Raw genomic sequence first — 24,554 nt, forward strand, 5'->3', positions numbered from 1 at the left:
ATGACACACTCATCGATGGATGGGCTGCCAATGAAAAAGCCATTCAGGGACAATCCCCAAATGGCCATTATTGATCTATCGAAAAAATTAAAGGACGTTGAATTTACCTTTTTTAGCAACAAGTGAGGCTCCGCCAATCATTAACAATGCCCTGTTATCAACCATTTTCTTCATGAATGATGCAGTCTTACCTGTAACTTTCTTGCCGAAGACAACACCAATCGCATTATCTTCACCGAGTGAACATACAGTTCCTTTGTTTTCGAAAGTGAACGTTTCCAGGTCGCTTTCGTTACGAACCAATTTAGTCAGGTTCTTCGCAATGACTTCACCTTGCTGCATCGCTATTTGTGCAGTAGGTGGATATGGACGATTAATTTCCTCGTTGATGATCAAAGCGCAATCCCCTACGATGAAGATATCGTCATGCCCCGGTGCCCGCATGTCAAGATTCACCTTAATACGTCCGCGCATAGCTTCAAAACCGGAAGCTTCTATCACGGAGTTTCCACGTACTCCAGCTGCCCATACAACGGTGCCCGCTTTGATTTCTTCCACTTCATCTTCGCCTTTTGCCACGATGATGCCTTCAGGAGTCGCCCCCTTGATCGGTGTGCCGATTTTGAATTCCACACCTTTTTTCTCAAGGTAAGATACTGCATAATCCACCAATTCCGGATCGAAGCCAGGAAGGACGGCTGGGGCTGCCTCCACACAGTACATGCGGACCTTTTGGAAATCGATGTCGTATTCTTTACAAAGTTCAGGGACACGGTTAGCCAATTCGCCAAGGAATTCGATACCCGTAAATCCTGCTCCTCCAACAACGATCGTCAAGCGGTCTTCATTCTTTTCGACCTCAGTACTGTACGTCGCGAATTGCAATTGGATATGGTCACGGATTTTACGTGCCGTGTTCACGTTAGAGATAGAGAAAGCATATTCTTTTAGCCCCTGGATTCCGAATGTTTCCGATTCAGGTCCAAGACCAATCACTAAGTAATCATAAGAAATTTCGCCGTTTTGAAGGATGACTTTTTTGTTCTCCGTTTTCACTCCCAAAACTGAATCCTGGATGAATTTAACTTTGCTGTTAATGACACTTTTGATTGGATAGCGCACACGATCATGATGAAGCGTTCCAGCTGATGCTTCATGCAGCCATGTTGTTTCATAGTGGTAATCATTTTTGTTAACTAATACGATTTCTGCTTCATTTTGACCTAACGCCTTCTGTAAGCGAGTAACAGTCATCAATCCACCATAACCTGCTCCTAAAACAACGATTGTTGGCTTTTTCAAAAGTATTCTTCCACCTTTACGATATTTTCTTGTGATGCTTTCCATAACTAAAATATATTGTCTATCTTTATAATTTCCATTATAAAAAGCACTCTTATACATTTGTGACGTATTTCACGTAACACTTCATAAATGTCATAAAAAATTCATAAAAAATTTACCAAATGATATCTAAGTAAATATTAGTCTTTTTCCTTACCTTTTTCAAGTAACAAACCGAACTTTTTCGGGTTAAAATATAGCCGAAAAACATTACTTTTCACCCAGTTGCGACCATATTTATACGATATGCTCAACATTGGCAAAGGGTAATTTCACCCGGATTTGAAAGCGGATGCAGAACATTCATCAGGAAACTGCACAAATATAGTCAAAACTTTCCCACTTTTCTAACTTTCTCCGTTTTTTAAAAGATCATCTATGTTAAAATAAGAGAATAAATTTCAGCAAACCTAGTATATCGGAGGGATAACGTTGGAAGTTAATGAAAAAGTTTATGATATTACAATCATTGGCGGAGGCCCGGTTGGATTATTCACTGCATTTTATGGAGGAATGAGACAGGCATCCGTAAAAATCATCGAGAGCCTGCCACAATTAGGCGGACAATTGTCGGCCCTTTATCCTGAGAAATACATCTATGATATCGCTGGTTTCCCCAAAGTGCGAGCTCAGGAGCTAGTGAATAATTTGAAAGAACAAATGGCAAAGTTCGAACAGGATGTCGTCCTGGAGCAAGCCGTTCAAGAAGTGGAAAAGCAAGCCGATGGAGTGTTCAAGTTAACGACTGATAAAGAAATCCATTACTCCAAAACGATTATCATCACAGCTGGAAATGGGGCTTTCCAACCCCGCCGCATCGAAATTGAAGATGCAAAAAAATATGAAAACGGCAACCTTCACTATTTCATCGATGACCTCAATCATTTTGCCGGCAAAAAAGTGGTCGTCTTCGGCGGTGGGGATTCAGCAGTGGACTGGGCCTTAATGCTGGAGCCGATTGCCGAGAAAGTGAGCATCATTCACAGAAGAGATAAGTTCCGTGCCCACGAACATAGTGTAGAAACACTTAAAAATTCAAAAGTGGAAATAAAGACTCCATACATACCTGCAGAGTTGATTGGTACAGACGGACGTATCCATACAATTGTCATCAAGGATACAAATGGTGACGATACAGAGACCATGGATGTAGATGCAGTCATCGTCAATTACGGCTTCGTTTCTTCTCTTGGTCCCATTAAGGAATGGGGACTTGATATCCAGAAGAACAGCATTTTGGTGAATTCCAGAATGGAAACGAATATCCCGGGTATTTATGCAGCAGGCGATATTGCAACCTATGATGGCAAAGTAAAATTGATTGCCAGTGGTTTTGGTGAGGCACCCACTGCCGTCAATCACGCCAAACAATATATTGACCCAAAAGCAAAAGTTCAGCCGATGCACAGTTCTTCCATGTTTTAATTATAGTACGCAAAAACCGGCTTTCATGGCCGGTTTTTTTGTCCCCAATTCGATGATTGTGGATAAGTTTTTTCAATTAGTTATCCACAGTGCTTACCCTATTCATTCTATGGGTACAGAGTAGAAGAAGCCATGAAAGGGGAATGCATCCAAGAATATTTTAATTGCAGGGGCCAACGGAACGAACGGAAAGCAGATCATTGGGGAATTATCAAAAAATTGCAAATGACCGAATACGGGATGACCAGGAAAGAGAAACAGGCTCAAACGATGAAAGAACTCGGCGGGCATCCAATCCTTGCAGATTTAGAGGGAAATGTGGATAAAGCAGTGGATAACATGGAAGCCATCATTTTTGCCGCCGGATCCGGACCCGAAACTGGGCCGGATAAAACGACAGCTGTGGATAAGAATGGAGCCATTAAACTGGTCTCGTGTTAGGATGAGACCATCCTAATCCCTCTTGTAAAAAACAAAAAAGGGGGCACTTATTAAAGTGCCCCCTTTTTCCGATGTATTGGAGTTTACTTAGCAGTTCTCCGGCGTACCGGCATTTTTAGCCGTTTTGAAGGAAGACCCGCAACCGCATGATGCGATGGCATTTGGGTTTTCGATCGTAAAGCCTCCGCCCATCATCGTTTGCTTATAATCAATTACCGTTCCATTCAATATATCTGCATCCTCGGCATTAACAAGGATCTTAATTTCAAACTGTTCCAACTGGCTATCTTTTTCTCCGGGCTCTTGTTCAAAGCCCATTCCGTAGGATAATCCACTGCAGCCTCCGCCTTTAACGGCCACTCTTAAAAAGGAACCCTCTTCACCATTATGTTTCATCATTTCTTTTATCTGAAAAGCGGCAGCTTCCGTTACTTGAACAACTTCACTCACAATAAATCCCTCCTTCTTCTGAATATGTGAGATAGAACCATTTCTCTTTATAGTATATACCAAAGAAATTCCCGCGCTCAATTTTCCAGCTTGGAAAAATTCATATTCCCCCACCTATTTTACCAACTAAGATTAGTTAACAACAATAGGTATAGGTATAATGGATCAATTCATTGAATCCAATCCAAAAATACAATATGGGGTAATCACCATCGAAAGTATATATCCTTTATAAGACAAAATCATGCATTGCCTTTTATGCAAACAAAATCGTCCAATAAAAAGGTACGGTCACGTTTTGTAAAAGTAGCTAAATATGACACGGACTTTTGTCCCATTCATGCTGATTCAGCCGTAAACTCACTTTACTATAATATTTTTGTATGCCCTCACTGCGGCTTTTCTTGTTCCAGGATTTTTCCCGGTACTCCCCCCACTACAATGGAAATCATTTTGGAAAAAGTCAGCTCCCATTGGGTTCCCCATCATTTTAGCAAAGAAAGATCCATTAAAGACGCGATCAATACATACAAGCTGGCGAGTTATTACGGAGCTTTAAAAAAGGAAAAACATATAGTCCTTGCTGGAATCTGTTTACGGATAGCCTGGTTATATAAAAGGAACAAGAAGAAAGATTTTTAAGTTCGCCCTAGAGGAATATGAAGCATCGTATTCAACAGGGGACTTCAGCGGCACCCAGGTATCCGAAGCCAGGATCCTATCTCGCTGGAGAAATCTCAAGGAAGATAGGCAATGAAAAGGCAGCCATCAAGTACTTTCCATTCGTGCCCCAAAAAAATGCCCGGGAAACCTCCCTCATCCAGATGGCCAGGAATTCAAACGGACTCAGGAAACAATCCACCCCTATGCTGCAGCACTGATAAAAAAAGGGCTGTCCCTTCCAGGAACAGCCTTTTATCCGCCGTTGATGATTAAGACATTTCAAATTCATCAATGTACTTATATATTTTATCTACCAATTCATCCGTTGTGTCACCAAAAACCACTTCACCGTTTACAAGTGCATATAAGTTACTGGAGCATCTGCCGCAATATCCCAGACAACCATATTCTATGATATCCAAATTCGGATCCCGCTCCAATCTTTCGAGAGCCTCCTGAGCCCCGCTGGCTAGATTGCTTACGCAAAATTCAATAATCGGGTACATTGTTTCACCTCACAGTTACTAACAACCCATCTTATTACTTTTCCCATTAACAGTCAATATTTACGCATAAAAAATAAGCCTATTTCAAGATATCGGTTGTGATTTCCTTTTATATTCGTTATACTTTTGTCGGGGTACGTAAAAAAAGAAAATTATCTAATTTTTTATTCTTACTACAAATTGGGGTATATATATTTAATTAAACTTTTAAGGGGACCATTTCGGGGAATCCTATAGTTAAGTGCTAATCAAATTTTTCAAGAGATCAAATAAAGGGGAAAAAATCATATGAAGAATCTAGTCATACTTGGTGGCGGGTATGGTGGTATGCGCATGTTGCAAAGATTGCTGCCTAATCAGCTTCCTGAAAATGTGAGCATCACGCTTATCGACCGTAATCCTTATCACTGCTTAAAAACGGAATATTATGCTTTAGCAGCAGGTACCATTCCAGATCAGCACATCCGTGTTGCATTTCCTGAACATCCTCGCTTGAAGAACGTATACGGAGAAGTACTTTCCATCGACATGGAAAATAAACAGGTCATTATAGAAAATCAAGATCCTGTCGTTTATGATGATTTAGTCATTGGCCTTGGCTGCGAAGACAAATACCACGATATTCCTGGTGCAGACATACACACTTACAGTATCCAAACAATCGATAAATCACGCCGCACATATTCAGCTTTGAATAATTTAGGTGCCGGTGCAACCGTTTCTATCGTTGGTGGCGGACTGAGCGGTGTTGAGCTTGCAAGTGAATTGATTGAAAGCCGTTCAGATTTAAACGTTAAGCTATTTGACCGTGGACCGCATATTCTATCTGCTTTCCCAGAAAGATTAAGTACTTTTGTCGAATCATGGTTCGATAAACATACCATCGAAATCGTCCATCATTCAAATATTACGAAAGTTGAACCAAACCTTCTTTACAATGGCGACGAAGCCGTTCAAAGCGACGTCATCGTATGGACAGCTGGAATTCAGCCAAGCAAGATCATCCGCGATATGGATATTGAAAAAGACCGTCAAGGAAGAGCCGTTCTGACTCCTCAGCATTTCCTTCCTAATGATGACAGCATCTTTGTAGTCGGCGACTGCGCGAGCCTGCCTCATGCACCTAGTGCTCAATTAGCGGAGTCCCAAGCTGAGCAAATCGTCCAAGTCCTTGTGAAGAAATGGGCAAATGAACCACTTCCTGAAAGCTTCCCTACCATGAAATTAAAAGGAACATTAGGTTCCCTTGGGAAGAAACAAGGTTTTGGTCTTGTTGCAAATCGCCCAATCACCGGCAGAGTGGCACGCCTAATGAAATCAGGCATTCTGTGGATGTATAAATACCATAACGGTTGATTATAAACTGGCCCAATGAGCTGCATGCAGCCCATTCATGGGTCAGTTTTTCTTATTTCTTCCATTATATATCACACTCGCACTGAGTATCCATATTTCTCCATAGTTTCCACCACTTTTTTGAGACGGACATTTCCTTCCGCAATGATTTCACCTTCGATGAGGACCAGTGGATAAAATAAATCTTCCTCGATCATTTTCTCGGCAAAGCTCTTTTGCTTCAATGTTTCTGGTGGGTTATACATATCTATATAGGATATTTTGAATGGCTGCTCAGGAAATTTTCTCGTTAAAGCGGCTTCAAGCCACTCGCAGGTATCTTTCGAAGAGGGGAGATTCACACAACTGGCGCAAATTTGCTCCGCTCCATACACTTCTATCTCAATATCTTTCCTTACCATACTCTTCCTCCTTCAGTTTATTATAGTTGCTTCATTTGAATAATGTTTAAAACTTCACCTGTTTCCATCATACCAGAATAATATAGATTATATTTCCGCAAAGTTACAGTTGGATTTTTTATTACCTTCGCATTATAATATGATTAGGAAAGGAGTCGATTGCAATGTCTGAACAAACAATGGAAGTTCAAGTTCAAGAAGTCCTAGATAAGCTTCGTCCGTTTCTTCTTCGTGATGGCGGTGACTGTGAACTAGTTGACGTAGAAGATGGAATTGTAAAATTACGATTACTAGGAGCTTGCGGAAGCTGTCCTAGTTCGACCATTACGCTAAAAGCTGGGATTGAGCGTGCCCTTCTTGAAGAAGTTCCTGGTGTAGTGGAAGTTGAACAAGTTTTCTAATAGCCCTTTAAATAACATGCAGCGTATGGATGAAGGATCACTTCATCTATACACGTTCAACCTTTTTTCATGCAGGCCGGAATCTTTTTGCGGACTGTAATAAAAATAAAGCTGACTCGGCTTTTGCCCTATCAAATGAATTGATACGGCTTGACACGGGTCAGCTTTTTTATATGGCAAATGAACACGGCTCACGATTTCAAAAACTTCAATTCCTTTTTTTCCTGTTCAGAAAGGATTGCCGTATAACTTCCATCATTATCGATTTCCAATTCCCTCACATGGAATTCCGGAAATCTATCCTTCAATCCAGTGAGCAAACCTTCACTTTTTTCTGGAGATGCCAAGCATAAAACGGTTGGTCCTGCTCCGCTTAATGCCGCACCAAATCCGCCTTCATTGTGGACGACTTCTTCTATAAGCGCTAAATGAGGGACCAACTCCGCTCGATATGGCTGATGGAAACGATCACTTTGCATCATTTCACCAACAAGTTTCCAATCTTTCGATAGAACTCCTGCAAGCATTACATTTGCGGCTGCGCTCCCGCTTATCGCATCTTTATAGGAAAGCGAATTCGGAAGGACATTTCTTGAATCCTCAGTAAGCAATTCAAAATGGGGAATGACAGCGATCACCTTAACTCCCTCGATTGGAAATGACACGACATCCGTCCTTTCCTCCGTATGAAGGCCCACAACCAATCCACCATACACAGATGCCCCCGCATTATCGGGATGCCCTTCAAAGAGGGAAGCATGCCTATTCTTCTCCTCATTTGATAAATGAAGCTCACCAACGATGTTCGCCAATTCAATTCCCGCCACAATGGCAGATGCACTGCTTCCAAGCCCGCGCGCCAGTGGAATTTCGCTTGAGACGAAAAGCCGGCATGGGGAAAGTTCCTTTCCATAGGAAGCCGCCGTTTCCTTGGCAATTTGGACGATATAATTACGGTCATCCCTTGGAAAAACAGACATTTCCTCTGAAAGCGGGACGACTTCCCAATGATCTGATGGAGATCCGTGTATTTCCAAGTAAAGTCCCAGCGCCAAGCCGATGGAATCGAAACCTGGCCCTAAGTTGGCCGTACTTGCTGGTACACGGATCAAGAACATCTCTGATTCCGCACTCATGCCTGTTTCACACCTTGCAGATGTTCTAAAATGACTTCTTCATCCATTGGCAGCAATGTAGGTTGAATCGTACTTGTATTGACTGCCACATTCGGATCCTTCAATCCATTTCCAGTCAATACAGCAACAATCTTACTTCCTTTTTTGATTTCACCGCTTTTTAATTGTTTATAGATACCTGCAATGGAAGCACATGATGCCGGCTCTGCAAATACCCCTTCTTTTTTAGCAAGGAAATGGTAGGCTTCCAGAATTTCTTCGTCTGTCACCTCATCAATTTTGCCTTTGGATTCATTTGCCGCTTCCACTGCAAACTTCCAACTTGCAGGATTTCCAATCCTGATGGCCGTTGCGATCGTTTCTGGATTTTCAATAATGCTATCCCGGACAATTGCAGCCGCTCCTTCAGCTTCGAACCCTCTCATTTCAGGAAGGCCCGTTTGTTTCGATTCGTTATATTCCTTAAAGCCTTTCCAGTAAGCCGTTATATTCCCTGCATTCCCGACTGGCAGCGCCAAAATATCCGGTGCGGAGCCGAGAGCATCACAAATTTCGAAAGCGGCTGTCTTCTGCCCTTCAATCCGGTATGGGTTGACTGAATTCACAAGAGTTATCGGTGAACTCTCACTAAGCGAACGGACAATCTTTAAAGCTTGGTCGAAGTTGCCTTCGATCGAGATGATTTCCGCTCCATACATAACGGCTTGAGCAAGTTTGCCCATGGCTATTTTACCTTCCGGGATGACGACGATACAGCGCAGGTTGGCACGGGCCGCATAAGCTGCTGCAGCTGCTGATGTATTCCCTGTGGATGCACAGATGATCGTGTCGCTGCCCTCTTCTATCGCTTTGGCGACGGCCATGACCATTCCGCGGTCCTTGAATGACCCAGTTGGATTTGCTCCTTCATATTTTACATGTAAGTTGATTCCCCACTCTTCGGATAAACGATTCAGTCTGATTAAAGGTGTATTGCCCTCCAAAAGGGTTAGTGCAGGCGTGTTTTCATTGACGGGTAAAAAATCTTTATACGTGCTTATAAGTCCTTGCCAGCTCATTTGATGTCCTCTCCTTCAACTCTGTATGTGCTTTTCACTTCTCTTACCATATTGTAATCATGTAATTTCTGTATTATTTGCTCAAATGCAGCCTTTGTGGCAGTATGCGTAACTAATACGATTTCGGAAGATTCCTTTTCATCCAGCGGCAATTGAAGGATTTTATCGAATCCTACCCCGTGCTCGGCAAATAAATTCGTGATTTTGGCTAAAACGCCAACTTCATCCTGAACATGTAACCGAATGAAGAATTTAGCGAAAATTTCAGTGGCATCTTTTAATTGTTTCGGGTATTGAGGTGCAACGGCACTGCGGCCATTTACGCCCAGCCTCATATTCTTGATGACCGTCACCATATCCGAAACGACTGCAGTCGCAGTAGGAAGACTGCCAGCCCCCGGTCCGTAAAACATCGTTTCCCCTACGGCTTCCCCATAAACGTATACAGCATTATACTCATTATTTACCGATGCCAACGGATGTGCTTCCGGAAGAAGTGCAGGCTGGACACTTACGTCGACCCTATCCCCTGCCCTGGAAGCGACCCCGATCAATTTCATTGTATAACCAAGCTTCTTGCTATATCTCAAATCCTCTTCTGATATCTCGGTAATGCCCTGTACCTCAACATCATTTAAGCCAATGTTCATTGAGAACCCGAGTGTTGATAGGATTGCCATTTTACGGGCCGCATCCAATCCGCCTACATCGGCTGTCGGATCGGCTTCAGCAAATCCCAGCTCCTGGGCTTCCTTCAATACGTCATCATAAGCTCTGCCTTCCTTGCTCATTTTCGTTAAAATGAAGTTTGTCGTTCCATTGACGATTCCCATCATTTTCGTGATGCGGTCAGAAGATAACCCATCGACAAGACCGCGTAAAATCGGAATTCCCCCTGCAACACTTGCTTCATAGAACAAGTCACATTGATTATCGGTGGCCAATTCCAACAGCTCCGGTCCATGTAAGGCCATTAGGTCTTTGTTGGCCGTAACGATATGCTTTTTATTTTTTATCGCTTCTATTAGATAGCCGCGTGTTTCTTCGATTCCGCCCATCACTTCTATTACAACATCAATCTCGGGATTCGAAAGGATATCCTCAGGATTGTCCGTTAACATTCCTTTTTCGACCGCGACAAGCCGCTCCTTCGTCGTGTCTTTCACTAGTATCTTCTTAATGGATATGGAACAGCCCACTTGATGCATGAGCTTGTCCTGGTGGCTTTCAATGATTTGTACGACTCCTGATCCGACTGTACCTAACCCCAATAAACCGATCGAGATGGCTTTCATATTTTGGTTCCCCCTTAAAAACTGTTTGTCTGTAGAAAACATTTGTATTTGTATAGTAGACATTATAAGTTTAATTCACATAATTATCAATAGTTAGAAAAGATGGATGCACGAACTTTTTTCGTCCATCCCTTGAACGAGTAAGAACGGGTAACGTTTATTTTTTTTATGGGAAAACCATTTTGATGATTATTACTTAACGCTCTTCAATGAATCATTTGTACCCATTACAATATGTGGCTTTTGCACGGGATCCATCCATTTCAGTAAACTGAGGACATTCCTTTCGGCCGTGGCTGTACATCCCGCCGTCGGTTTTGTACCCCCTCTCCATATATGGAGAAAGATTGCACTGCCTTTTCCTTTTATGATGGGATCCGTATTATAATTGATGACCGCTCCATACCTATACAGTTCATGATTCATCCTTTCAAAAGACTTCCATTTAACTGCAGGATTTCCTTTATAGGTTTTCCACTTGTTATAATCCTTGGATGTCTGATCATCAATCCAGTAGTCATATTTGGTCGTTTTCTTATAACCCATTTTCATTCCGGCCGGCTTCGTTTCGCTTCCAAAGGCCGTACCAAAGGAATAAATTCCAACCGGGGATTTCCCATCCCCCTCTTTTTTGCTCTTCGTGAAGCCGTTCTTCCCAATGACACCCTCCATCTTCTTCAATGCCCGGCGCCATTCCCCTTGTTTCTTCTCATAAGTTTGGATCGTTACCTTCGTATCACTCATCGATTTACCTGTCGCCGATACAACTTGGTTAACGCCTTTCCTCCTATCGAATTTCTTCAGAAGCGCTTTTTCATCAGTACTGAAAACCTCTTTTACATCTGCCATATTGATATATGCAGACTTATTTGCGTGACAGATTTCATACCAGTTTCCAGTTCTCCCGCTTGCCGATAATTCTTTATTTTTCTTATACGTTTTTAACGTTTTACTTGCAGCCGACGCCTTTTCTTTCACATCCGCTTCAGACTTCATGACAATCTTGAATTGAGTCGATTCGCAACTTGTTTTCGATTCAGCTTTCGCAAGATTCGCCGTTTGGATGATTAAAAAGGCTATAACGGCGGCCATCATCAATCTTTTCATGATCCCATCCTTCCGCAGTGATTAAATATCTAATTATTCTAAAAAATCTTGTTATTATCATAACATAGTAAGTAAGAATGAATCATATTTCTTTCCCGTTTTTATCTAAATCCAGTCAATTTTAGGCAAATCATAATGCTTGGCAGGGACCTCTGCCAATTCATAAAAATGTTTGAGGAAGGACTCATATTGTTGGGAGGATTTCGTGATCGAAGCTATTTTATCCTCCAATTCATTCGACCTTGATTCCGTCGTTTTTGAAAAATACTCTTCCACCGTTTCAAAATAATGAATGGGAAACAGCATCCTCGAATATAACAACCGGGCTGAAAAACTGGATAAGGGTTCTATGGACTGGTATTCGTGAAAGAAATGGCCAATGCCCCGCTGATGGGTATGCACATTTTGAAAATAATGTTCCCTCACCCATTCAGCGACATCCCTGGTTCCGTGGTCGAATACCCAATCGAACGGATTTTTCATCCACTTATTGCTTTTCCAGGTATCATGTAAAAAACGTTCATAACATACCGTTCCGCTATCGACAATTTGCGGGGTATCATCAATTTCCGTGTCGACTAAATATTGAATCGCATTTTCACCTAGGACCATATAATAGGGAAAGGTTTCTATAAATAATTTTTCAAACTGGTTATCAGGATGGGCGTTGAGCTTATCCCGCCAAATCTTTTCTAACTGATCGATCCTTTGTTCCCAGAGTTCTTTCCATTTACCGATCCTTGAACAAGTTCGAATCGTTTCATTAATCGTTCTCCCACGCTGATGGAATCTTGCCAGACGTCTTCCCGGATTGAAATTTCTCGGACCTTCCAATGCCTGATTGGCGAGAAGGATGAATAATTGTTCATCCGCTTCCGAAACATAACTTCCATGATTGGCAAGGACAAAGGCGGATACGTGACGATCACCTTGTGAAATCAGATGTTGAGACATTTTATACCGTTCCACTAATTCCTCCTGCTCCATATTTTCAATGGGAACAATACTGTACACCATATTTCCTGAGCGGAAGCTTGGAAACCTGACATTGGCTTCTTCAAGCTCCACCTGTATGCCATAATTATTAAAAATGATTTCTTCTATCATGGAATGGCCTCCTTCATCAAATGGATATAATAGAAATATTGGACATCATATTCTTATATATATGTGGAATAACCCGTTTTCTGAATGATTATCGAAACCTTATTAGAAATTCCAATCAGAACATCCTCCATAGGTTTTCAGTTTAATCAAATCAAACTACCTGCATTAGAACTCCCTTTAAAATATAGAGAAATGGGTGATGAAATGGCTAATATTGAACAATCAATGTCTGAAAAAACAGCTCGGAAATGGCTAATTGAACGAGGAGTGAAATTGGAGGATATCGCTGAGCTTGTCATGTATTTACAATCCGGCTACCATGAAAATCTCCAAATGTCCGATTGCCTTCACAATGTCGAACGGGTCCTTTCAAAACGCGAGGTCCAAAATGCCATCCTTACCGGCATACAGTTGGATATTCTGGCTGAGAAAAAACTGCTCGAGGAGCCTCTGCTGAGCATCATTGAAATAGATGAAGGCCTATATGGGGTCGATGAAATATTGGCTTTTTCAATTGTGAATGTTTATGGATCCATCGGCTTCACCAATTATGGTTTCATCGATAAACAAAAGCCGGGTATCTTAAAATATTTAAACGATAAAAGCACAGGTAAGGTGAACACCTTTTTAGATGATATCGTTGGGGCAATTGCCGCGGCCGCTTCAAGCCGGCTTGCCCATAGAACCGAAAATGCGGAATAGTAAACGAATGATATTGACGACATGAAAAAAACCAGGGCTGCATTCGCAGACCTGGTTTTTTCATTCAAAGCGCCATAAGTCAAGGGTGTCCACCACATGCGTAGGCTGCTCCTTATATTGCTTTAAACGTTCTTTTGTCGTTACGCCAGTATGTACAAGCAGTGTATCGATCCCAGCATTAATGCCGGCAAGGATATCCGTATCATAGTTATCTCCAACCATGATTGTCTCTTCTTTAGGAACCCCCAATACTCTTAGGGCTTGCTCCACTATGACGGATTCTGGCTTTCCAATGAAAATCGGCTGTACCTGGGTCGAAACGGAAACAACGGAGGTCAAGGAACCATTCCCAGGCAAAAGGCCTTGCTCGGTAGGAATGGCAATATCACCATTGGTCGAAATGAAAACAGCACCATTTCTTACAGCAAGACAGGCTTTTGACAGCTTTTCATAATTGATGCCGCGGTCGATGCCCATGACCAGATAATCGGGATGCTCTTCCACAAGCTTCATTCCTTTTTCCTTAAGAGCCTCGATTATGCCTTCTTCACCCACCACATAGACCGATGCACCTTTCTTTTGTTCAGCTATGTAATTGGCAGTGGCCATGCTTGTCGTGAAAACCTGGTCATCCTCCGTCGATATGCCGATGCTTCTCAATTTATCCGCTACCTGTGCCGGAGTCCGGGATGAATTATTGGTGACGAATAAATAAGGGATATCCCTTTTCCTTAAGTCATTAATAAACCCTGCCGCTTCCGCAATTTGTTCCGTTCCGCGATACATGGTGCCATCTAAGTCAATTAAATATCCTTTATACGACTTCATTTGAAATTCGCCTTCCTAACGCTGCTAGTTTTTAAAAGCTGAAACAGGTCCCAATTCATTCGTTAAATAGTTCCTCACCAAATCAGGGAATTGCTTGAATGCCTCGATATTTTCCGAAAATACGGCATGCAGTTCCTTGTGATCCACTTCAATGAAGTCTTGAACCAGCATTTTCCTTAATGGCAAAACCTTTTTGAATTGCATCGCTTTTTCTTCTGAAATCACTTTTTCATCTTGAAGGATATCGATAATATCCTCATAACTTCCTGGATCACGCATAATGAAACCATCAATTACCGCATTTCCTACATCCAACACGGAATCGATGGAAGTTTGTATAAGCCTTTCAGCGATAAGTTCCGAATGGTCTCCATCCCAATTATCCTGCCCCTCAAAAAGTCCAAGCTGCTTTTCGAGAAAACCTAATATTTGTTCAATCTTTTGGCGGTCTACAAAGTACATTTTTTCCAGATCCTTTCTGATCTAAGATGATATAGGGAATCATTGGTTGAATGAGCGGCATAGTCAAAAACGCTGTACCGAACCAACCTTATTCCTTGATAATACCATAGCTTCTCCCTTACTCTCAATTCCTTCAACCACACATTGCCTTTTCTAAGGGGGGCATTTCCAGACGCACACTCCCCGATTCCATTTATATTCTTGCCATTTTCATTTAATCGATGAATGCCATTATTGCCGGAGCGAAGTTCTTCAGCCGGAAGCCCCGAAAAATGTCTGTTCCCCTATTGAAGTCACTTTGTTATGATGGAACTACAAATGTGAAGATACGAAGGGAATGATACTATGGAAGATCGCTTTTATTTATACAATGACGTCGTTGATTCAAAAACCCGGTTCATAAGCTTCATGGGAGAGGAATCAAGATTCGATTTGGCCATTACTGCAACCGATCGTTTCTATGGAAAGAAGCTTGTTTTAAATATGCAGAGTAACCGTTTCGCGATTATTGGGCCTGATGATTTGGAAGAGGAAGGCTATCTTGAGCATGCCTTTCAATTGTCGGAAGCGGAAGCCGAAGAACTTCGTCACTTTTTAATGGAAATCGTCTGAGTGCTGAAGTTTTTTAGCTTAAACGGGAAACCTACTGAGTGTAAGACCGATTACATGAGGGGGGATTATCTTGGACAAAGAAGAATACCACGATTTTTCCAATGTCGAAAAACAAAGGGATTATTTAATTCCTGAAGAATTTCCCGAAGGACCTTTTGGATCAGCCATAGCAAAAGATGAACCAGTTCAGAATAAAAATACCCCGTGGCAGGAAGGGCAACGATATCAAAGTGCCTTTAATTATGAAAATAAATCGTTACATGAGGGTATGCCTCGACAATATCCTGGGGCACATCCGACACATGATGAATCAGAAAAAGACGAACAGCCTCCATATAAAGGATATGGTAACTCTTAACATGGAAGGCCAGAGTGAATTCTGGCCTTTTTATTTCTTTATTTTCTTCACGACGAAATAAGGACAGCCAAAATTGCAGTATTCATATAAATATTCACTAAGCGTGCTTATTTTCGTATCAAAGGTGGCTTTCTGATTGGAATCATCAAAAAATCCACGCAGCCTCAATTGCCCGTAACCCCAATCGCCCACTATATAATCATACTTCGTTAAAATCTCACTGTATCTGGCTTTAAACGCTTCTTCGTTATAGCCTTCCCTTTCATCCTCGATTATTTCATAGGTCATGTTATTGATGTTAATCATTGTTTTCACCTCTCATATATACATTCCTTCTTTAAATTATAACTGATTCCCCATCAATTACTAAGCGAAAAATAGAGAAATATGTTCATCCTAAAGTTATGGGGGTGTTATTGATGAAAAAAACGATAATAACGATAGGTTTAAGCTCGATTATTGCACTAACCGGATGTGCTGATAAAGATAAAGATCAGGGTCTCGGGGCAAAAAACAATGCCGGTAACCCAACAAACGTAAATAATCCAACTCAATATTATGACGAGGATTATCGTAATAATGACAATAAAAGTGATGATTTCGGTTTTACCCGCACAAATAGTGCAACCATTGACGGCCGTAACATTTCCAACAAAGCTGCTTCCATTGACCGTGAACAACTTTCTGATGTCATCTCTAAACTGAGTGTTCAGATTCCAAATGTCAATGATGCCGCTACCCTCGTTACTGATGAGGAAGTGCTTGTCGTATATGATACCAATGCAAAGGATCGGACGGAAACCGCAGACCAGGTTAAACGTACTGCCATGTCCGTCGTGCCTCGCTACTATCATGTCTATGTCAGTGATGATTATCAAACCCTTGCCCAAGATGTCGAGAACTTCGCTACAGTGAAATCCGGCAGCAGAGGGATTGACTATACGATTGAACAGACCATCAAAAGAATGCTGAAGTCGCCTCAAGGATACAAAATGAGTGACGGTGAAAATGAAAACGGCGAAATGGTTAACGATACAAGAGATCATCACGATAACATCCATCAAAAAATGGATAACCGTTGAATACAAAAGGACCGAATTTTTTCGGTCCTTTATTTCACTCTATTTCAATAATTCTTCACCTTTGCTCTGCTTATGTTTTGCCGCAGCATTAACCTGTTCATCCGCATGGTAGGATGAACGGACAAGCGGACCTGATTCACAATGGCTGAATCCTTTTTCCAATGCACGTTCTTTCAGTTCGGCAAATTCTTCAGGCGTGTAGTATTTCAGCACTTTTAAATGCTTTTTAGTCGGCTGCAAATACTGGCCGATCGTCATGATATCCACATTATTGGCCCTTAGGTCATCCATTGTCTCAAGGATTTCCTCACGCGTTTCACCCAGCCCCACCATTAAACTGGACTTTGTCGGTATTTCCGGATACAGTTCCTTGGCTCTTCTTAAAAGCTCCAATGAACGATCATACTTGGCCTGAGCCCGTACACGGTCGGATAAACTTCTGACAGTCTCTATATTATGGTTCAGGATATCCGGTTTAGCATCCATCAAAGTCTTGATATTTTCAAACACCCCGCCCATATCAGACGGCAATACTTCAATTGATGTAAATGGATTTTTGCGACGGATGGCACGGACCGTTTCAGCGAAAACTTCAGCGCCTCCATCCTTTAAATCATCACGGGCAACAGCTGTAATGACGACATGCTTTAAATTCATCAAAACAACGGAATCGGCAACACGCTCCGGTTCAGCCCAGTCCAATTCATTCGGACGTCCGGTTGTTACTGCACAAAAACGGCAAGCCCTTGTACAGATTTCACCTAGAATCATGAAAGTAGCCGTCCTTCTCACTGCCCAGCATTCGTGAATATTCGGACATTTTGCCTCTTCACAGACAGTATGAAGATTTTTCTCGCGCATCATATTTTTTAAACCGAGGTAATTTTCGTTAGTATTAAGCTTTATTTTCAACCAATCTGGTTTTCGAAGAATTTCTTTATTTCTAGAAGACATGAAAATGCCACTCCATTCTATAGAAATTAACACACCCTACTTTAACAATAAAAAAGCATTTATACAAGTTATAGTTGGTTTCCCATTATTTATTTTTCATGTTTATTGCCAAATCAGCAAAACTATAAAAGATGGATGGACTGATGTCTTTTAATAACGGAGAATATCATGAAAGGAGCCTGCCCCGTTGAAAAAATTATTCCTTCTAACGATAACTTGTTTGTTTATCTTGGCACCAGGCCAAGTCGCCAATGCTGCCGATACCCCTGATGTTTATGCCGGGAGAATGGCGCTATATAAAAATATGGAGGCTGCCCTCCAAATCCCGTGGTATTACCTTGCTGGAGCAGATCAATATGAGCACAGCCTAAGGGCCGCAAGAAGGGATTTAGAGCCGGCAAAAGGTTTTATAGGCATCCACATCGAGCCTTCAAAGTGGAGCGGGGCTCTCAATCCTGACTTAAACGATGTGAACCCGCTCACGATCACATTTTTTGATGGGTTGGGCCAGGATGGCAATGGTGATGGCAAAGCGGATATCACTAATGATACCGATCGATTGTATGCTTTTTCTAAGCATCTCCAAGCATATGGTGCAGATGAAGATAATATCCGGATCGGCTTGTGGGATTATTATAAACGCGATAAAGCCGTCAGCATCATTATGGGCAATGCCGAGATTTATAAGAAATACGACAGGTTGGATCTACATGAAAAAGCCTTCCCGGTTCCAGTACGGACTCATTATACGTACTTGAATACATGGGGAAGCGCTCGCGGATGGGGCGGAAGGAGAATCCATGAGGGCACTGATATTTTTGCGGATTATAGCCTTCCCGTTCGTTCCACGAGTTATGGAATCATTGAAATGAAAGGCTGGAATAAATTCGGCGGTTGGAGGATCGGGATACGGGATTTAAATAATACCTATCATTACTTTGCCCATTTAAGCGGCTTCGCCAAAGGGTTGAAAGTCGGTCAAATCGTTGAGCCCGGACAAGTCATCGGGGGTGTCGGCAGTACGGGCTACGGTCCTCCAGGAACTTCCGGAAAATTCCCTCCTCATCTTCATTACGGAATGTACAAAGACAACGGAATCACAGAATGGAGCTTTGACCCTTACCCCTATTTAAAATTGTGGGAAAGGAAAGATCTGGCTAAAAAGAAATGGTGAGCGGCGTGAATTTTACGCTGCTTTTTTTTGATTCGAACATAAACCCCTGAACTTGATGCATAGTTATTAGTAAAGGGGGCTAAAGCGTGTTCCGAAAAAGATTTCGAACGAAGAAATTCCGAAAAAAGGGGCCTCTTCCCACCCGAAAAGTATTTCTCTATTCATTTATCCTGTTCATCATATCAAGCATCATGACTCTTTGGTACGTGGACAAATCGATCGAACCCGTGATCATGAGTGTAGCCGAATATGAAATTAAAAGGATTGCAACCGAAACGATTCATGAATCGGTTGATGAGAATATAGCCAAGATTGACATGAACAAAATCATCACCAACACCAAGGGGGGTGAGGACTCCAGTTCTTCCTATAGCTTCAATCCAGTCATATATAGTGAATTGCGGGCTAACATCACGAAGGATATTCAAAAGAAGCTTGGCATCAAACAGGGAAACCCTTTTAAAACAGGTTCAGCCAAAATAAATGATGAACAATATAAAAGTGTGGTGTATTATATACCATTTGGTGTCGTAACCGGGAATAACCTCCTTTCCAATTACGGACCTGAAATCCCAGTGAAAATGTCAGTCATCGGGAATGTTGAATCGGATTTGAGGACAAAACTGACAAACGCAGGCATCAATAATGTTTATTATGAATTGATTGTGGACTTTGATGTCAATATTCAAATCGTCATCCCTTCTTTCACGAAGGAGACCAAGGTAAGCCAGGAAGTGACAGTCGGAAGCCTGCTGATCGAAGGTGATGTTCCAAGTTATTTCAGTAACGGAAACGGCTCGGTTGCACCTGCCATCATGAAGGAAAACAAGGAATGAAAAAACCAGCTTATCCTTGAGGTTAGGCTGGTTCTTGTATATCGAGACATTTCATGATGAGCAAATGCAGGTTTTTATTCAAGTCCACTTCGTAGGGCTCTTTTATCTGCTCTCCATCTTCTTCAAGTATCCTTATCATGGGGCGGTCTCCTATCCCTTCATTTTGAGAGGATACTACCCCTTTCCTCCCATCATTCAATTCGACGGATAGACCATTGGGATAAATGGCAACCGCCCTGCGGAAAGCCTCGATGATCGTATTGTCGAACTTTTTCCCGACTCCGGCATAAAGGACTTCCAATCCTTGATGCGGCAGCATGGCCTTACGGTAAACCCGATTGGAAGTAACGGCATCAAACACATCGGCAACGGCAATGATCTTGCCGAAATAATGGATTTCATCCCCTTTTATCCCACGGGGATATCCAGATCCATCTAACCTTTCATGATGCTGATAGGCACAATTCGCAACTAAAAGTGAAACGGTATGAACATTTTTAATTAGATGAAATCCGTAATCGGCATGTTTTTGGATTTGTTCAAACTCCTTTTCCGTCAGCTTACCGGGTTTACGGAGGACTTCCAAAGGCACGAGCATTTTGCCGACATCATGTAAAATCGCTCCAAGCCCAAGAATTTCGAGATTCTTATCATTGATATTCAATTCCACCCCGATCGCCAAGGTATATAAGGTCACATTGAAGGAATGTGTGAAGATACAGTCATCGTATGTATAAACGTCGGCCAATAAAGTCATTAGCTCTTTATTCCTTTTCAGCTCGCCCATGATTTTCCGGACTATTTGAGTTAATTTGACGTTAGCCTGCTCTATCGTGAATGTTCCATCCAGGTTCATTTTATTTTTCATGTCCTGGAAAGTGGTTTCAATCATATTAATGGCTTCTCTTCTAAGTTTCCCGGAAACTGGGGGCTTCGGAATAATGTCATCCGTCCTGGAATCTTGAATGTAAACATAGGGAATATTAAGGGAAACCAGTCGATTGATCATCTTCTGCGTTAATCTAAGACCCTCGCACAATAGGATATGGCCCCGATCATTATAAATGTTTTTACCGAGCCTTGCTCCAGGTCTTAGGGACTTTGTAATAGCTAGCCTCATACTTGTACTCCGTTTCCCCATTCAATATTTGTAATTCAAACCGATCCTTTCTTTTATAAGTTTTATCGGAGCATATTTTTATAAATGAATCTGTTAGAACATATTTATTGAAAAAATATTAGCATTTACTTTGATAAAAAAATAAGGCCCCCTTCGGAAGAAAGAAAGCCCACCTTTTCAAATCATTTTGATTAATGCCTCTTTACCAATCATTCCTGGATGTATGCCCTTTTCCACAGCCTCCCAGGTGACTGATTCAAGCGGCGCTTCCAATAACTCTTCAATCGTTTTAACTCCTGTGGCCCTCCCTGCAAGGATTTTACGGTCTCTCAATTTATCGTTCAGCAGTCCAACATCTAACGCACCGCACATTATATACCCTTTTTCGGACGCGACAGCAAGTAAATTCGTTTTCGGCAGTCGGACAGAAATGGCTAGGAATGTATGATTATCAAGAATTATTGGGATCATGTTAATCAATTGGTTTCTCCCCTTCCTTCCCCATACTTTATGAAAAAAAGGGCGAAACCGTGATTTTGTATCAGGGTTTAGTGTATATTTTTTTCAGCTTCCATAAAAGGATATCCCGTAAGAATTCCGGCAGTAAGTATTCCTTGCGATTGGAGCGATGGATACTTGGAAAGAAGTGCCCGAACGTGAACATATCAGGTATTGCCAATTTATAGGACTTATCCGCCTGCAGTTTCTCTCCTTTTATAAGGATCCCTTTTACGATTCCATTCTCCATTTCGTTAAATTCAATTTGATCATAATGCATGACTCCCATGATTTTTCCGCGAAAACCAAAACCTTTCACCTGAATATGAGGCCACTCTTCATTTCTCGATTGCATCAAGATTTCCTTTAACTCATTCCCATCTACTTCAACGACGCAAGGATTGATGGGATGTGGGCAGATTCTGTGAATATCCCCTTTTGTGACAGGTCCCTTCGGAAGCCCCTCGAGCAGAAGACCTGCATTCAAAAAGGAACAATCCGCCTGACTCCACTCCCTTAGGGCCTCCACAAGGATTTCCGTCAAAGGACTTCGTTTGAACCAATCATTATCCAGTGCCACCGGTAAATCCACAGCAACCTGTTTTAGCGTTTTCCCTCCGGCCTGGTATATTTCTTCAATCCATGACCGTTCATTCTCCAATTCCAAAAAGTCATTGGTATCATAAAGAATGGCTCTCTTCTGGCTAATTTTCTTTTCCTGATTGACGGTCATTTCCACCTGTCCAACAAAAAAACCATATTTCCCTGCCCCGCAAAGGAGTGTGTCATTGATCAATTTACCTTGGTGGAGGATGTGGTGGGTATGCGCGCCAAGTATAATGTCAATCTCCGGAAAGTCCCTTGCCATCCTCTCATCATCATGGATGCCCAGGTGGGAAAGGATGATGATTACATCCGCCTCTGTTTTGACCCTTTCGAGCTGCGCCTTTAACTCCATGAATGGTTCCTTTATTTCCCAGCCCATCGCAGAATAAAACTTTTGAAAAAAGGCTGTCAAACCTATCATCGCGATTTTGGTGCCTTTTGCCGTTGTATGTATCCAAAATGGAAGCGCCCATTCCGGCCTTTCATTATCACCGTAATAAATATTGGCTGCCAAGACCTTGAACCTTGCATGATCATATAAGGAGTCCAATGCATCATGAGGTAAAGTGATCCCTTCATTATTGCCGATGGTCACATATTGGTAGCCCGCTTCATTAAGCAGTTCAATATTTCCTTTACCCAACGTACCTTCTGTATATGGATGCCAGCGGTCCACATGATCGCCTATATCCAGTATGATTGCTTCTTCTCCCGTTTCTTGATGAAGTTGTCTTCTTTCTTTAAGAAACTTATCAATACGAGGCCAATTCTCAAAATGACTATGGAGATCATTGGTGTGATATAAATGAATGATTTCTGACATCATTTTTCCTCCTCGTTTATCCTGTAATGCCTTGGTATATAAGACGTAAACCAATGATTATCAGCACTATTTTCAACATATTCTCCAGCGACGCACTCTTTAGGCGCGTATTTATCAATGCGCCCAATTTAGCACCGAACCACGCACCCGGAATCAGGGCAAAAGCATATGGCCAATTTACATTTCCAAGGGAAATATGCGTAATCGAATTAGTGATGGAAGATAGGAATACCATGAACATCGAAGTCGCTACAGCCATATGCGGAGGAAAGAAGAAAAGAAGCATCATGACGGGTACCATTAAGGCTCCGCCGCCAATTCCAAATAACCCGGAGCTGAATCCCACGACAAAAGAAATAAATACAGCTAACAGGGGGTGGTAACCATAGGAAAATGAATGTCCATTTTCGGTTTTATACGTTTTCACTATTTTCCCTTTTCCAGGCTTGAAAAGCATGGGCTTCAAACGATTTTTCACTAATAACACGATGGCCATGAAAACCATGAAAATTCCAAAGTACAATGAAAAAGCTTCGGCGTTAAGGTTTTTATTCACATGGGCCCCCATTATTCCCCCAGGTGCACCGCCAATAAAAAAGATTAAGCCGGCCTTATAATCCACCACCTTATGTTTTAAATAAGATAGAGTGGAAGATAAGCCGGTAAAAATCATGGTTACGGTTGAAACACCAACGGCGACCTGTGGAGTCAGCTCATCGATAATATTTGTAGATGTTCCTAAATATAAAAGGGAAGGCACAATGATGATGCCGCCTCCCAGACCGACAAGAGCGCCGATTGATCCCGCTAATAATCCAATACCCACTAATACTAACCATACCATGAAAAAATCCGCCTTTACCTGTTTGTGAGGATATTACCTCTACTAGCTTGTCACATCATCTCATTATTCATTATATAATCCCTCTTAAAACAAACCAAGCTGCTTAGGAGCCAGCCCTTCATATTCTATACCAAGCAGCTCGATCATTTGTTTGGCATTATCAGCTGCATCCCCGCCTGAGTTATTATTGAACAGGACATATAACTCCTTGGATTCCTTTTCCAATACCCTGATTTTCTCCACCCATTCAGTCAATTCCTGATGATTATATCGATATAGGTACCTGACCTCACGCCAATTATCCCCCGAAGCAGGCCTTTGCCAACCATGCAGGTTACGGCCATGAAAGCGTACCAGGGTTTTATCTTTATCGGTGGCATGCAGAACGACAGGAATGGATCCCTCACCAGCCTGCGGCTCATCGCATACAGTATGGATCCAGCCTTCCGTTTCGATAAAATCCAAAGTTTGCTGGACTACGTTGGGCCTGTACCAGCTTTGATTCCGGAACTCTATGGCAACTGGGATATCGCCCATTTCAGCTTTGCACCATCGCAGGTAATTCACATTTTCACGTTTACAATCAAACCATGGCGGAAACTGAAATAAGACCATCGCGAGCTTGCCGGACTTCCGATATGCTTCCAGTGAGTCGCAAAACGCCTTGAACATCTCCTTCTTACTTTCAAATGGGATTTCCCCACGTTGATGTCCTGTCATCCCTTGGTAGGCTTTAACGACAAACCGGAATGATGCTGGCGTCTCGGATACCCACTTTTCACTGTTCCTCTTTGGCTGGACTGCATAGAATGAAGCATCCACCTCCACAATGGGAAAATGAGCGCCGTACTCTTTGAGTTTATCACGTTGGGAAACACCTCCATGATATAAACTATCATGATCACCCCAACCGGTCACACCAACATAAATCATCTGCATCACCACTCCTTTGGGACAGGACCATT

General features: G+C 42.1%; 29 protein-coding genes. 11 read left to right on the top strand and 18 right to left on the bottom strand.

What is annotated here, in order from left to right:
* Positions 1 to 87: 87 nt before the first annotated feature.
* A complete protein-coding gene (locus AC1DVB_RS14380; protein ID WP_328118306.1) occupies positions 88 to 1,302 on the bottom strand; it encodes an NAD(P)/FAD-dependent oxidoreductase in 1,215 nt (404 codons plus the stop codon).
* 474 nt (positions 1,303 to 1,776) lie between these two features.
* On the opposite strand from AC1DVB_RS14380, the gene AC1DVB_RS14385 reads away from it, so the two are divergent.
* Positions 1,777 to 2,769: an NAD(P)/FAD-dependent oxidoreductase gene (locus AC1DVB_RS14385; RefSeq protein ID WP_034310210.1), complete on the top strand. Its 993-nt coding sequence runs from the start codon at positions 1,777 to 1,779 to the stop codon at positions 2,767 to 2,769.
* 132 nt (positions 2,770 to 2,901) lie between these two features.
* Positions 2,902 to 3,210, top strand: a complete 309-nt coding sequence (locus AC1DVB_RS14390; RefSeq protein WP_477589708.1) for a hypothetical protein — start codon at positions 2,902 to 2,904, stop codon at positions 3,208 to 3,210.
* A gap of 87 nt (positions 3,211 to 3,297) precedes the next feature.
* Here AC1DVB_RS14390 and AC1DVB_RS14395 read toward each other — a convergent pair whose 3' ends face one another.
* Positions 3,298 to 3,660 (bottom strand): HesB/IscA family protein, encoded by a 363-nt coding sequence (locus AC1DVB_RS14395; protein WP_057278048.1) that lies wholly within the window; start codon positions 3,658 to 3,660, stop codon positions 3,298 to 3,300.
* Between the two features lie 258 nt (positions 3,661 to 3,918).
* Between AC1DVB_RS14395 and AC1DVB_RS14400 the strand changes: the two genes are divergently transcribed.
* Positions 3,919 to 4,302: a DUF2225 domain-containing protein gene (locus AC1DVB_RS14400; protein WP_156404385.1), complete on the top strand. Its 384-nt coding sequence runs from the start codon at positions 3,919 to 3,921 to the stop codon at positions 4,300 to 4,302.
* Positions 4,303 to 4,592: 290 nt separating this feature from the next.
* Here the strand turns inward: AC1DVB_RS14400 and AC1DVB_RS14405 are convergent, their stop codons facing one another.
* Positions 4,593 to 4,829, bottom strand: coding sequence for a YuzB family protein (locus AC1DVB_RS14405; RefSeq protein ID WP_034310204.1), 237 nt, complete (start codon positions 4,827 to 4,829; stop codon positions 4,593 to 4,595).
* 288 nt (positions 4,830 to 5,117) lie between these two features.
* Between AC1DVB_RS14405 and AC1DVB_RS14410 the strand changes: the two genes are divergently transcribed.
* Positions 5,118 to 6,185, top strand: a complete 1,068-nt coding sequence (locus AC1DVB_RS14410) for an NAD(P)/FAD-dependent oxidoreductase (protein ID WP_048687320.1) — start codon at positions 5,118 to 5,120, stop codon at positions 6,183 to 6,185.
* 71 nt (positions 6,186 to 6,256) lie between these two features.
* Here the strand turns inward: AC1DVB_RS14410 and AC1DVB_RS14415 are convergent, their stop codons facing one another.
* Positions 6,257 to 6,586: a YuzD family protein gene (locus AC1DVB_RS14415; protein WP_034310202.1), complete on the bottom strand. Its 330-nt coding sequence runs from the start codon at positions 6,584 to 6,586 to the stop codon at positions 6,257 to 6,259.
* Positions 6,587 to 6,750: 164 nt separating this feature from the next.
* Here AC1DVB_RS14415 and AC1DVB_RS14420 point away from each other — a divergent pair, with 164 nt between their 5' ends.
* A complete protein-coding gene (locus tag AC1DVB_RS14420) occupies positions 6,751 to 6,987 on the top strand; it encodes a NifU family protein (protein ID WP_034310199.1) in 237 nt (78 codons plus the stop codon).
* A 191-nt stretch (positions 6,988 to 7,178) separates the two neighbouring features.
* Here the strand turns inward: AC1DVB_RS14420 and thrB are convergent, their stop codons facing one another.
* From thrB to yutH, 5 genes are all read right to left on the bottom strand, one after another.
* Positions 7,179 to 8,123 carry a homoserine kinase gene (thrB, locus tag AC1DVB_RS14425; protein ID WP_145506534.1) on the bottom strand — a complete coding sequence of 315 codons (945 nt, stop codon included), beginning with the start codon at positions 8,121 to 8,123 and terminating at the stop codon, positions 7,179 to 7,181.
* On the bottom strand, positions 8,120 to 9,181 hold the full coding sequence (gene thrC / locus AC1DVB_RS14430) for a threonine synthase (protein ID WP_230134726.1): 1,062 nt from the start codon (positions 9,179 to 9,181) through the stop codon (positions 8,120 to 8,122). Before thrC ends, thrB begins: the two co-directional genes overlap by 4 nt.
* On the bottom strand, positions 9,178 to 10,476 hold the full coding sequence (locus AC1DVB_RS14435) for a homoserine dehydrogenase (protein WP_034310194.1): 1,299 nt from the start codon (positions 10,474 to 10,476) through the stop codon (positions 9,178 to 9,180). The genes thrC and AC1DVB_RS14435 overlap by 4 nt, the downstream gene beginning before the upstream one ends.
* A 192-nt stretch (positions 10,477 to 10,668) precedes the next feature.
* Positions 10,669 to 11,583: a L,D-transpeptidase family protein gene (locus AC1DVB_RS14440; RefSeq protein ID WP_239859706.1), complete on the bottom strand. Its 915-nt coding sequence runs from the start codon at positions 11,581 to 11,583 to the stop codon at positions 10,669 to 10,671.
* A gap of 105 nt (positions 11,584 to 11,688) precedes the next feature.
* On the bottom strand, positions 11,689 to 12,690 hold the full coding sequence (gene yutH, locus AC1DVB_RS14445; protein ID WP_057278053.1) for a spore coat putative kinase YutH: 1,002 nt from the start codon (positions 12,688 to 12,690) through the stop codon (positions 11,689 to 11,691).
* 204 nt (positions 12,691 to 12,894) lie between these two features.
* Between yutH and AC1DVB_RS14450 the strand changes: the two genes are divergently transcribed.
* Positions 12,895 to 13,392, top strand: a complete 498-nt coding sequence (locus tag AC1DVB_RS14450; protein ID WP_034311650.1) for a phosphatidylglycerophosphatase A family protein — start codon at positions 12,895 to 12,897, stop codon at positions 13,390 to 13,392.
* Between the two features lie 60 nt (positions 13,393 to 13,452).
* Here AC1DVB_RS14450 and AC1DVB_RS14455 read toward each other — a convergent pair whose 3' ends face one another.
* Together AC1DVB_RS14455 and AC1DVB_RS14460 are read right to left on the bottom strand one after the other, a co-directional pair.
* Positions 13,453 to 14,220 carry a TIGR01457 family HAD-type hydrolase gene (locus AC1DVB_RS14455; protein ID WP_034310188.1) on the bottom strand — a complete coding sequence of 256 codons (768 nt, stop codon included), beginning with the start codon at positions 14,218 to 14,220 and terminating at the stop codon, positions 13,453 to 13,455.
* Between the two features lie 24 nt (positions 14,221 to 14,244).
* On the bottom strand, positions 14,245 to 14,682 hold the full coding sequence (locus AC1DVB_RS14460; protein ID WP_048688255.1) for a DUF86 domain-containing protein: 438 nt from the start codon (positions 14,680 to 14,682) through the stop codon (positions 14,245 to 14,247).
* 345 nt (positions 14,683 to 15,027) lie between these two features.
* On the opposite strand from AC1DVB_RS14460, the gene AC1DVB_RS14465 reads away from it, so the two are divergent.
* Entirely contained in the window at positions 15,028 to 15,294 is a 267-nt protein-coding gene (locus tag AC1DVB_RS14465; protein ID WP_034310182.1) for a DUF3055 domain-containing protein, read from the top strand.
* 70 nt (positions 15,295 to 15,364) lie between these two features.
* Positions 15,365 to 15,652, top strand: coding sequence for a cytosolic protein (locus AC1DVB_RS14470; protein WP_477589713.1), 288 nt, complete (start codon positions 15,365 to 15,367; stop codon positions 15,650 to 15,652).
* Positions 15,653 to 15,682: 30 nt separating this feature from the next.
* Here AC1DVB_RS14470 and AC1DVB_RS14475 read toward each other — a convergent pair whose 3' ends face one another.
* Positions 15,683 to 15,958, bottom strand: a complete 276-nt coding sequence (locus AC1DVB_RS14475) for a YutD family protein (protein ID WP_034310177.1) — start codon at positions 15,956 to 15,958, stop codon at positions 15,683 to 15,685.
* 113 nt (positions 15,959 to 16,071) lie between these two features.
* Between AC1DVB_RS14475 and AC1DVB_RS14480 the strand changes: the two genes are divergently transcribed.
* Entirely contained in the window at positions 16,072 to 16,734 is a 663-nt protein-coding gene (locus AC1DVB_RS14480) for a YhcN/YlaJ family sporulation lipoprotein (protein ID WP_477589715.1), read from the top strand.
* Positions 16,735 to 16,773: 39 nt separating this feature from the next.
* On the opposite strand, the gene lipA is transcribed toward AC1DVB_RS14480, so the two are convergent.
* Entirely contained in the window at positions 16,774 to 17,688 is a 915-nt protein-coding gene (gene lipA / locus AC1DVB_RS14485) for a lipoyl synthase (RefSeq protein ID WP_034310172.1), read from the bottom strand.
* 187 nt (positions 17,689 to 17,875) lie between these two features.
* Here lipA and AC1DVB_RS14490 point away from each other — a divergent pair, with 187 nt between their 5' ends.
* The gene (locus tag AC1DVB_RS14490; RefSeq protein WP_400450178.1) at positions 17,876 to 18,862 is read left to right on the top strand and encodes a M23 family metallopeptidase; all 987 of its coding nucleotides are present in this window, start codon (positions 17,876 to 17,878) and stop codon (positions 18,860 to 18,862) included.
* An 86-nt stretch (positions 18,863 to 18,948) separates the two neighbouring features.
* Positions 18,949 to 19,698, top strand: a complete 750-nt coding sequence (gene yunB, locus AC1DVB_RS14495; RefSeq protein WP_034310166.1) for a sporulation protein YunB — start codon at positions 18,949 to 18,951, stop codon at positions 19,696 to 19,698.
* 22 nt (positions 19,699 to 19,720) lie between these two features.
* Here yunB and AC1DVB_RS14500 read toward each other — a convergent pair whose 3' ends face one another.
* From AC1DVB_RS14500 to AC1DVB_RS14520, 5 genes are all read right to left on the bottom strand, one after another.
* A complete protein-coding gene (locus AC1DVB_RS14500; RefSeq protein ID WP_095679235.1) occupies positions 19,721 to 20,818 on the bottom strand; it encodes an HD-GYP domain-containing protein in 1,098 nt (365 codons plus the stop codon).
* A gap of 177 nt (positions 20,819 to 20,995) precedes the next feature.
* Complete coding sequence (locus AC1DVB_RS14505) at positions 20,996 to 21,298, bottom strand: YunC family protein (protein WP_057278058.1); 303 nt, start codon at positions 21,296 to 21,298, stop codon at positions 20,996 to 20,998.
* Positions 21,299 to 21,359: 61 nt separating this feature from the next.
* Complete coding sequence (locus AC1DVB_RS14510; RefSeq protein WP_095679234.1) at positions 21,360 to 22,745, bottom strand: bifunctional metallophosphatase/5'-nucleotidase; 1,386 nt, start codon at positions 22,743 to 22,745, stop codon at positions 21,360 to 21,362.
* A 16-nt stretch (positions 22,746 to 22,761) separates the two neighbouring features.
* Entirely contained in the window at positions 22,762 to 23,589 is an 828-nt protein-coding gene (locus AC1DVB_RS14515; protein ID WP_477589720.1) for a sulfite exporter TauE/SafE family protein, read from the bottom strand.
* Positions 23,590 to 23,673: 84 nt separating this feature from the next.
* Positions 23,674 to 24,522 carry a DUF72 domain-containing protein gene (locus AC1DVB_RS14520; RefSeq protein ID WP_057278061.1) on the bottom strand — a complete coding sequence of 283 codons (849 nt, stop codon included), beginning with the start codon at positions 24,520 to 24,522 and terminating at the stop codon, positions 23,674 to 23,676.
* Positions 24,523 to 24,554: the final 32 nt, after the last annotated feature.

This window comes from Peribacillus sp. P4_D6 (assembly GCF_056401795.1).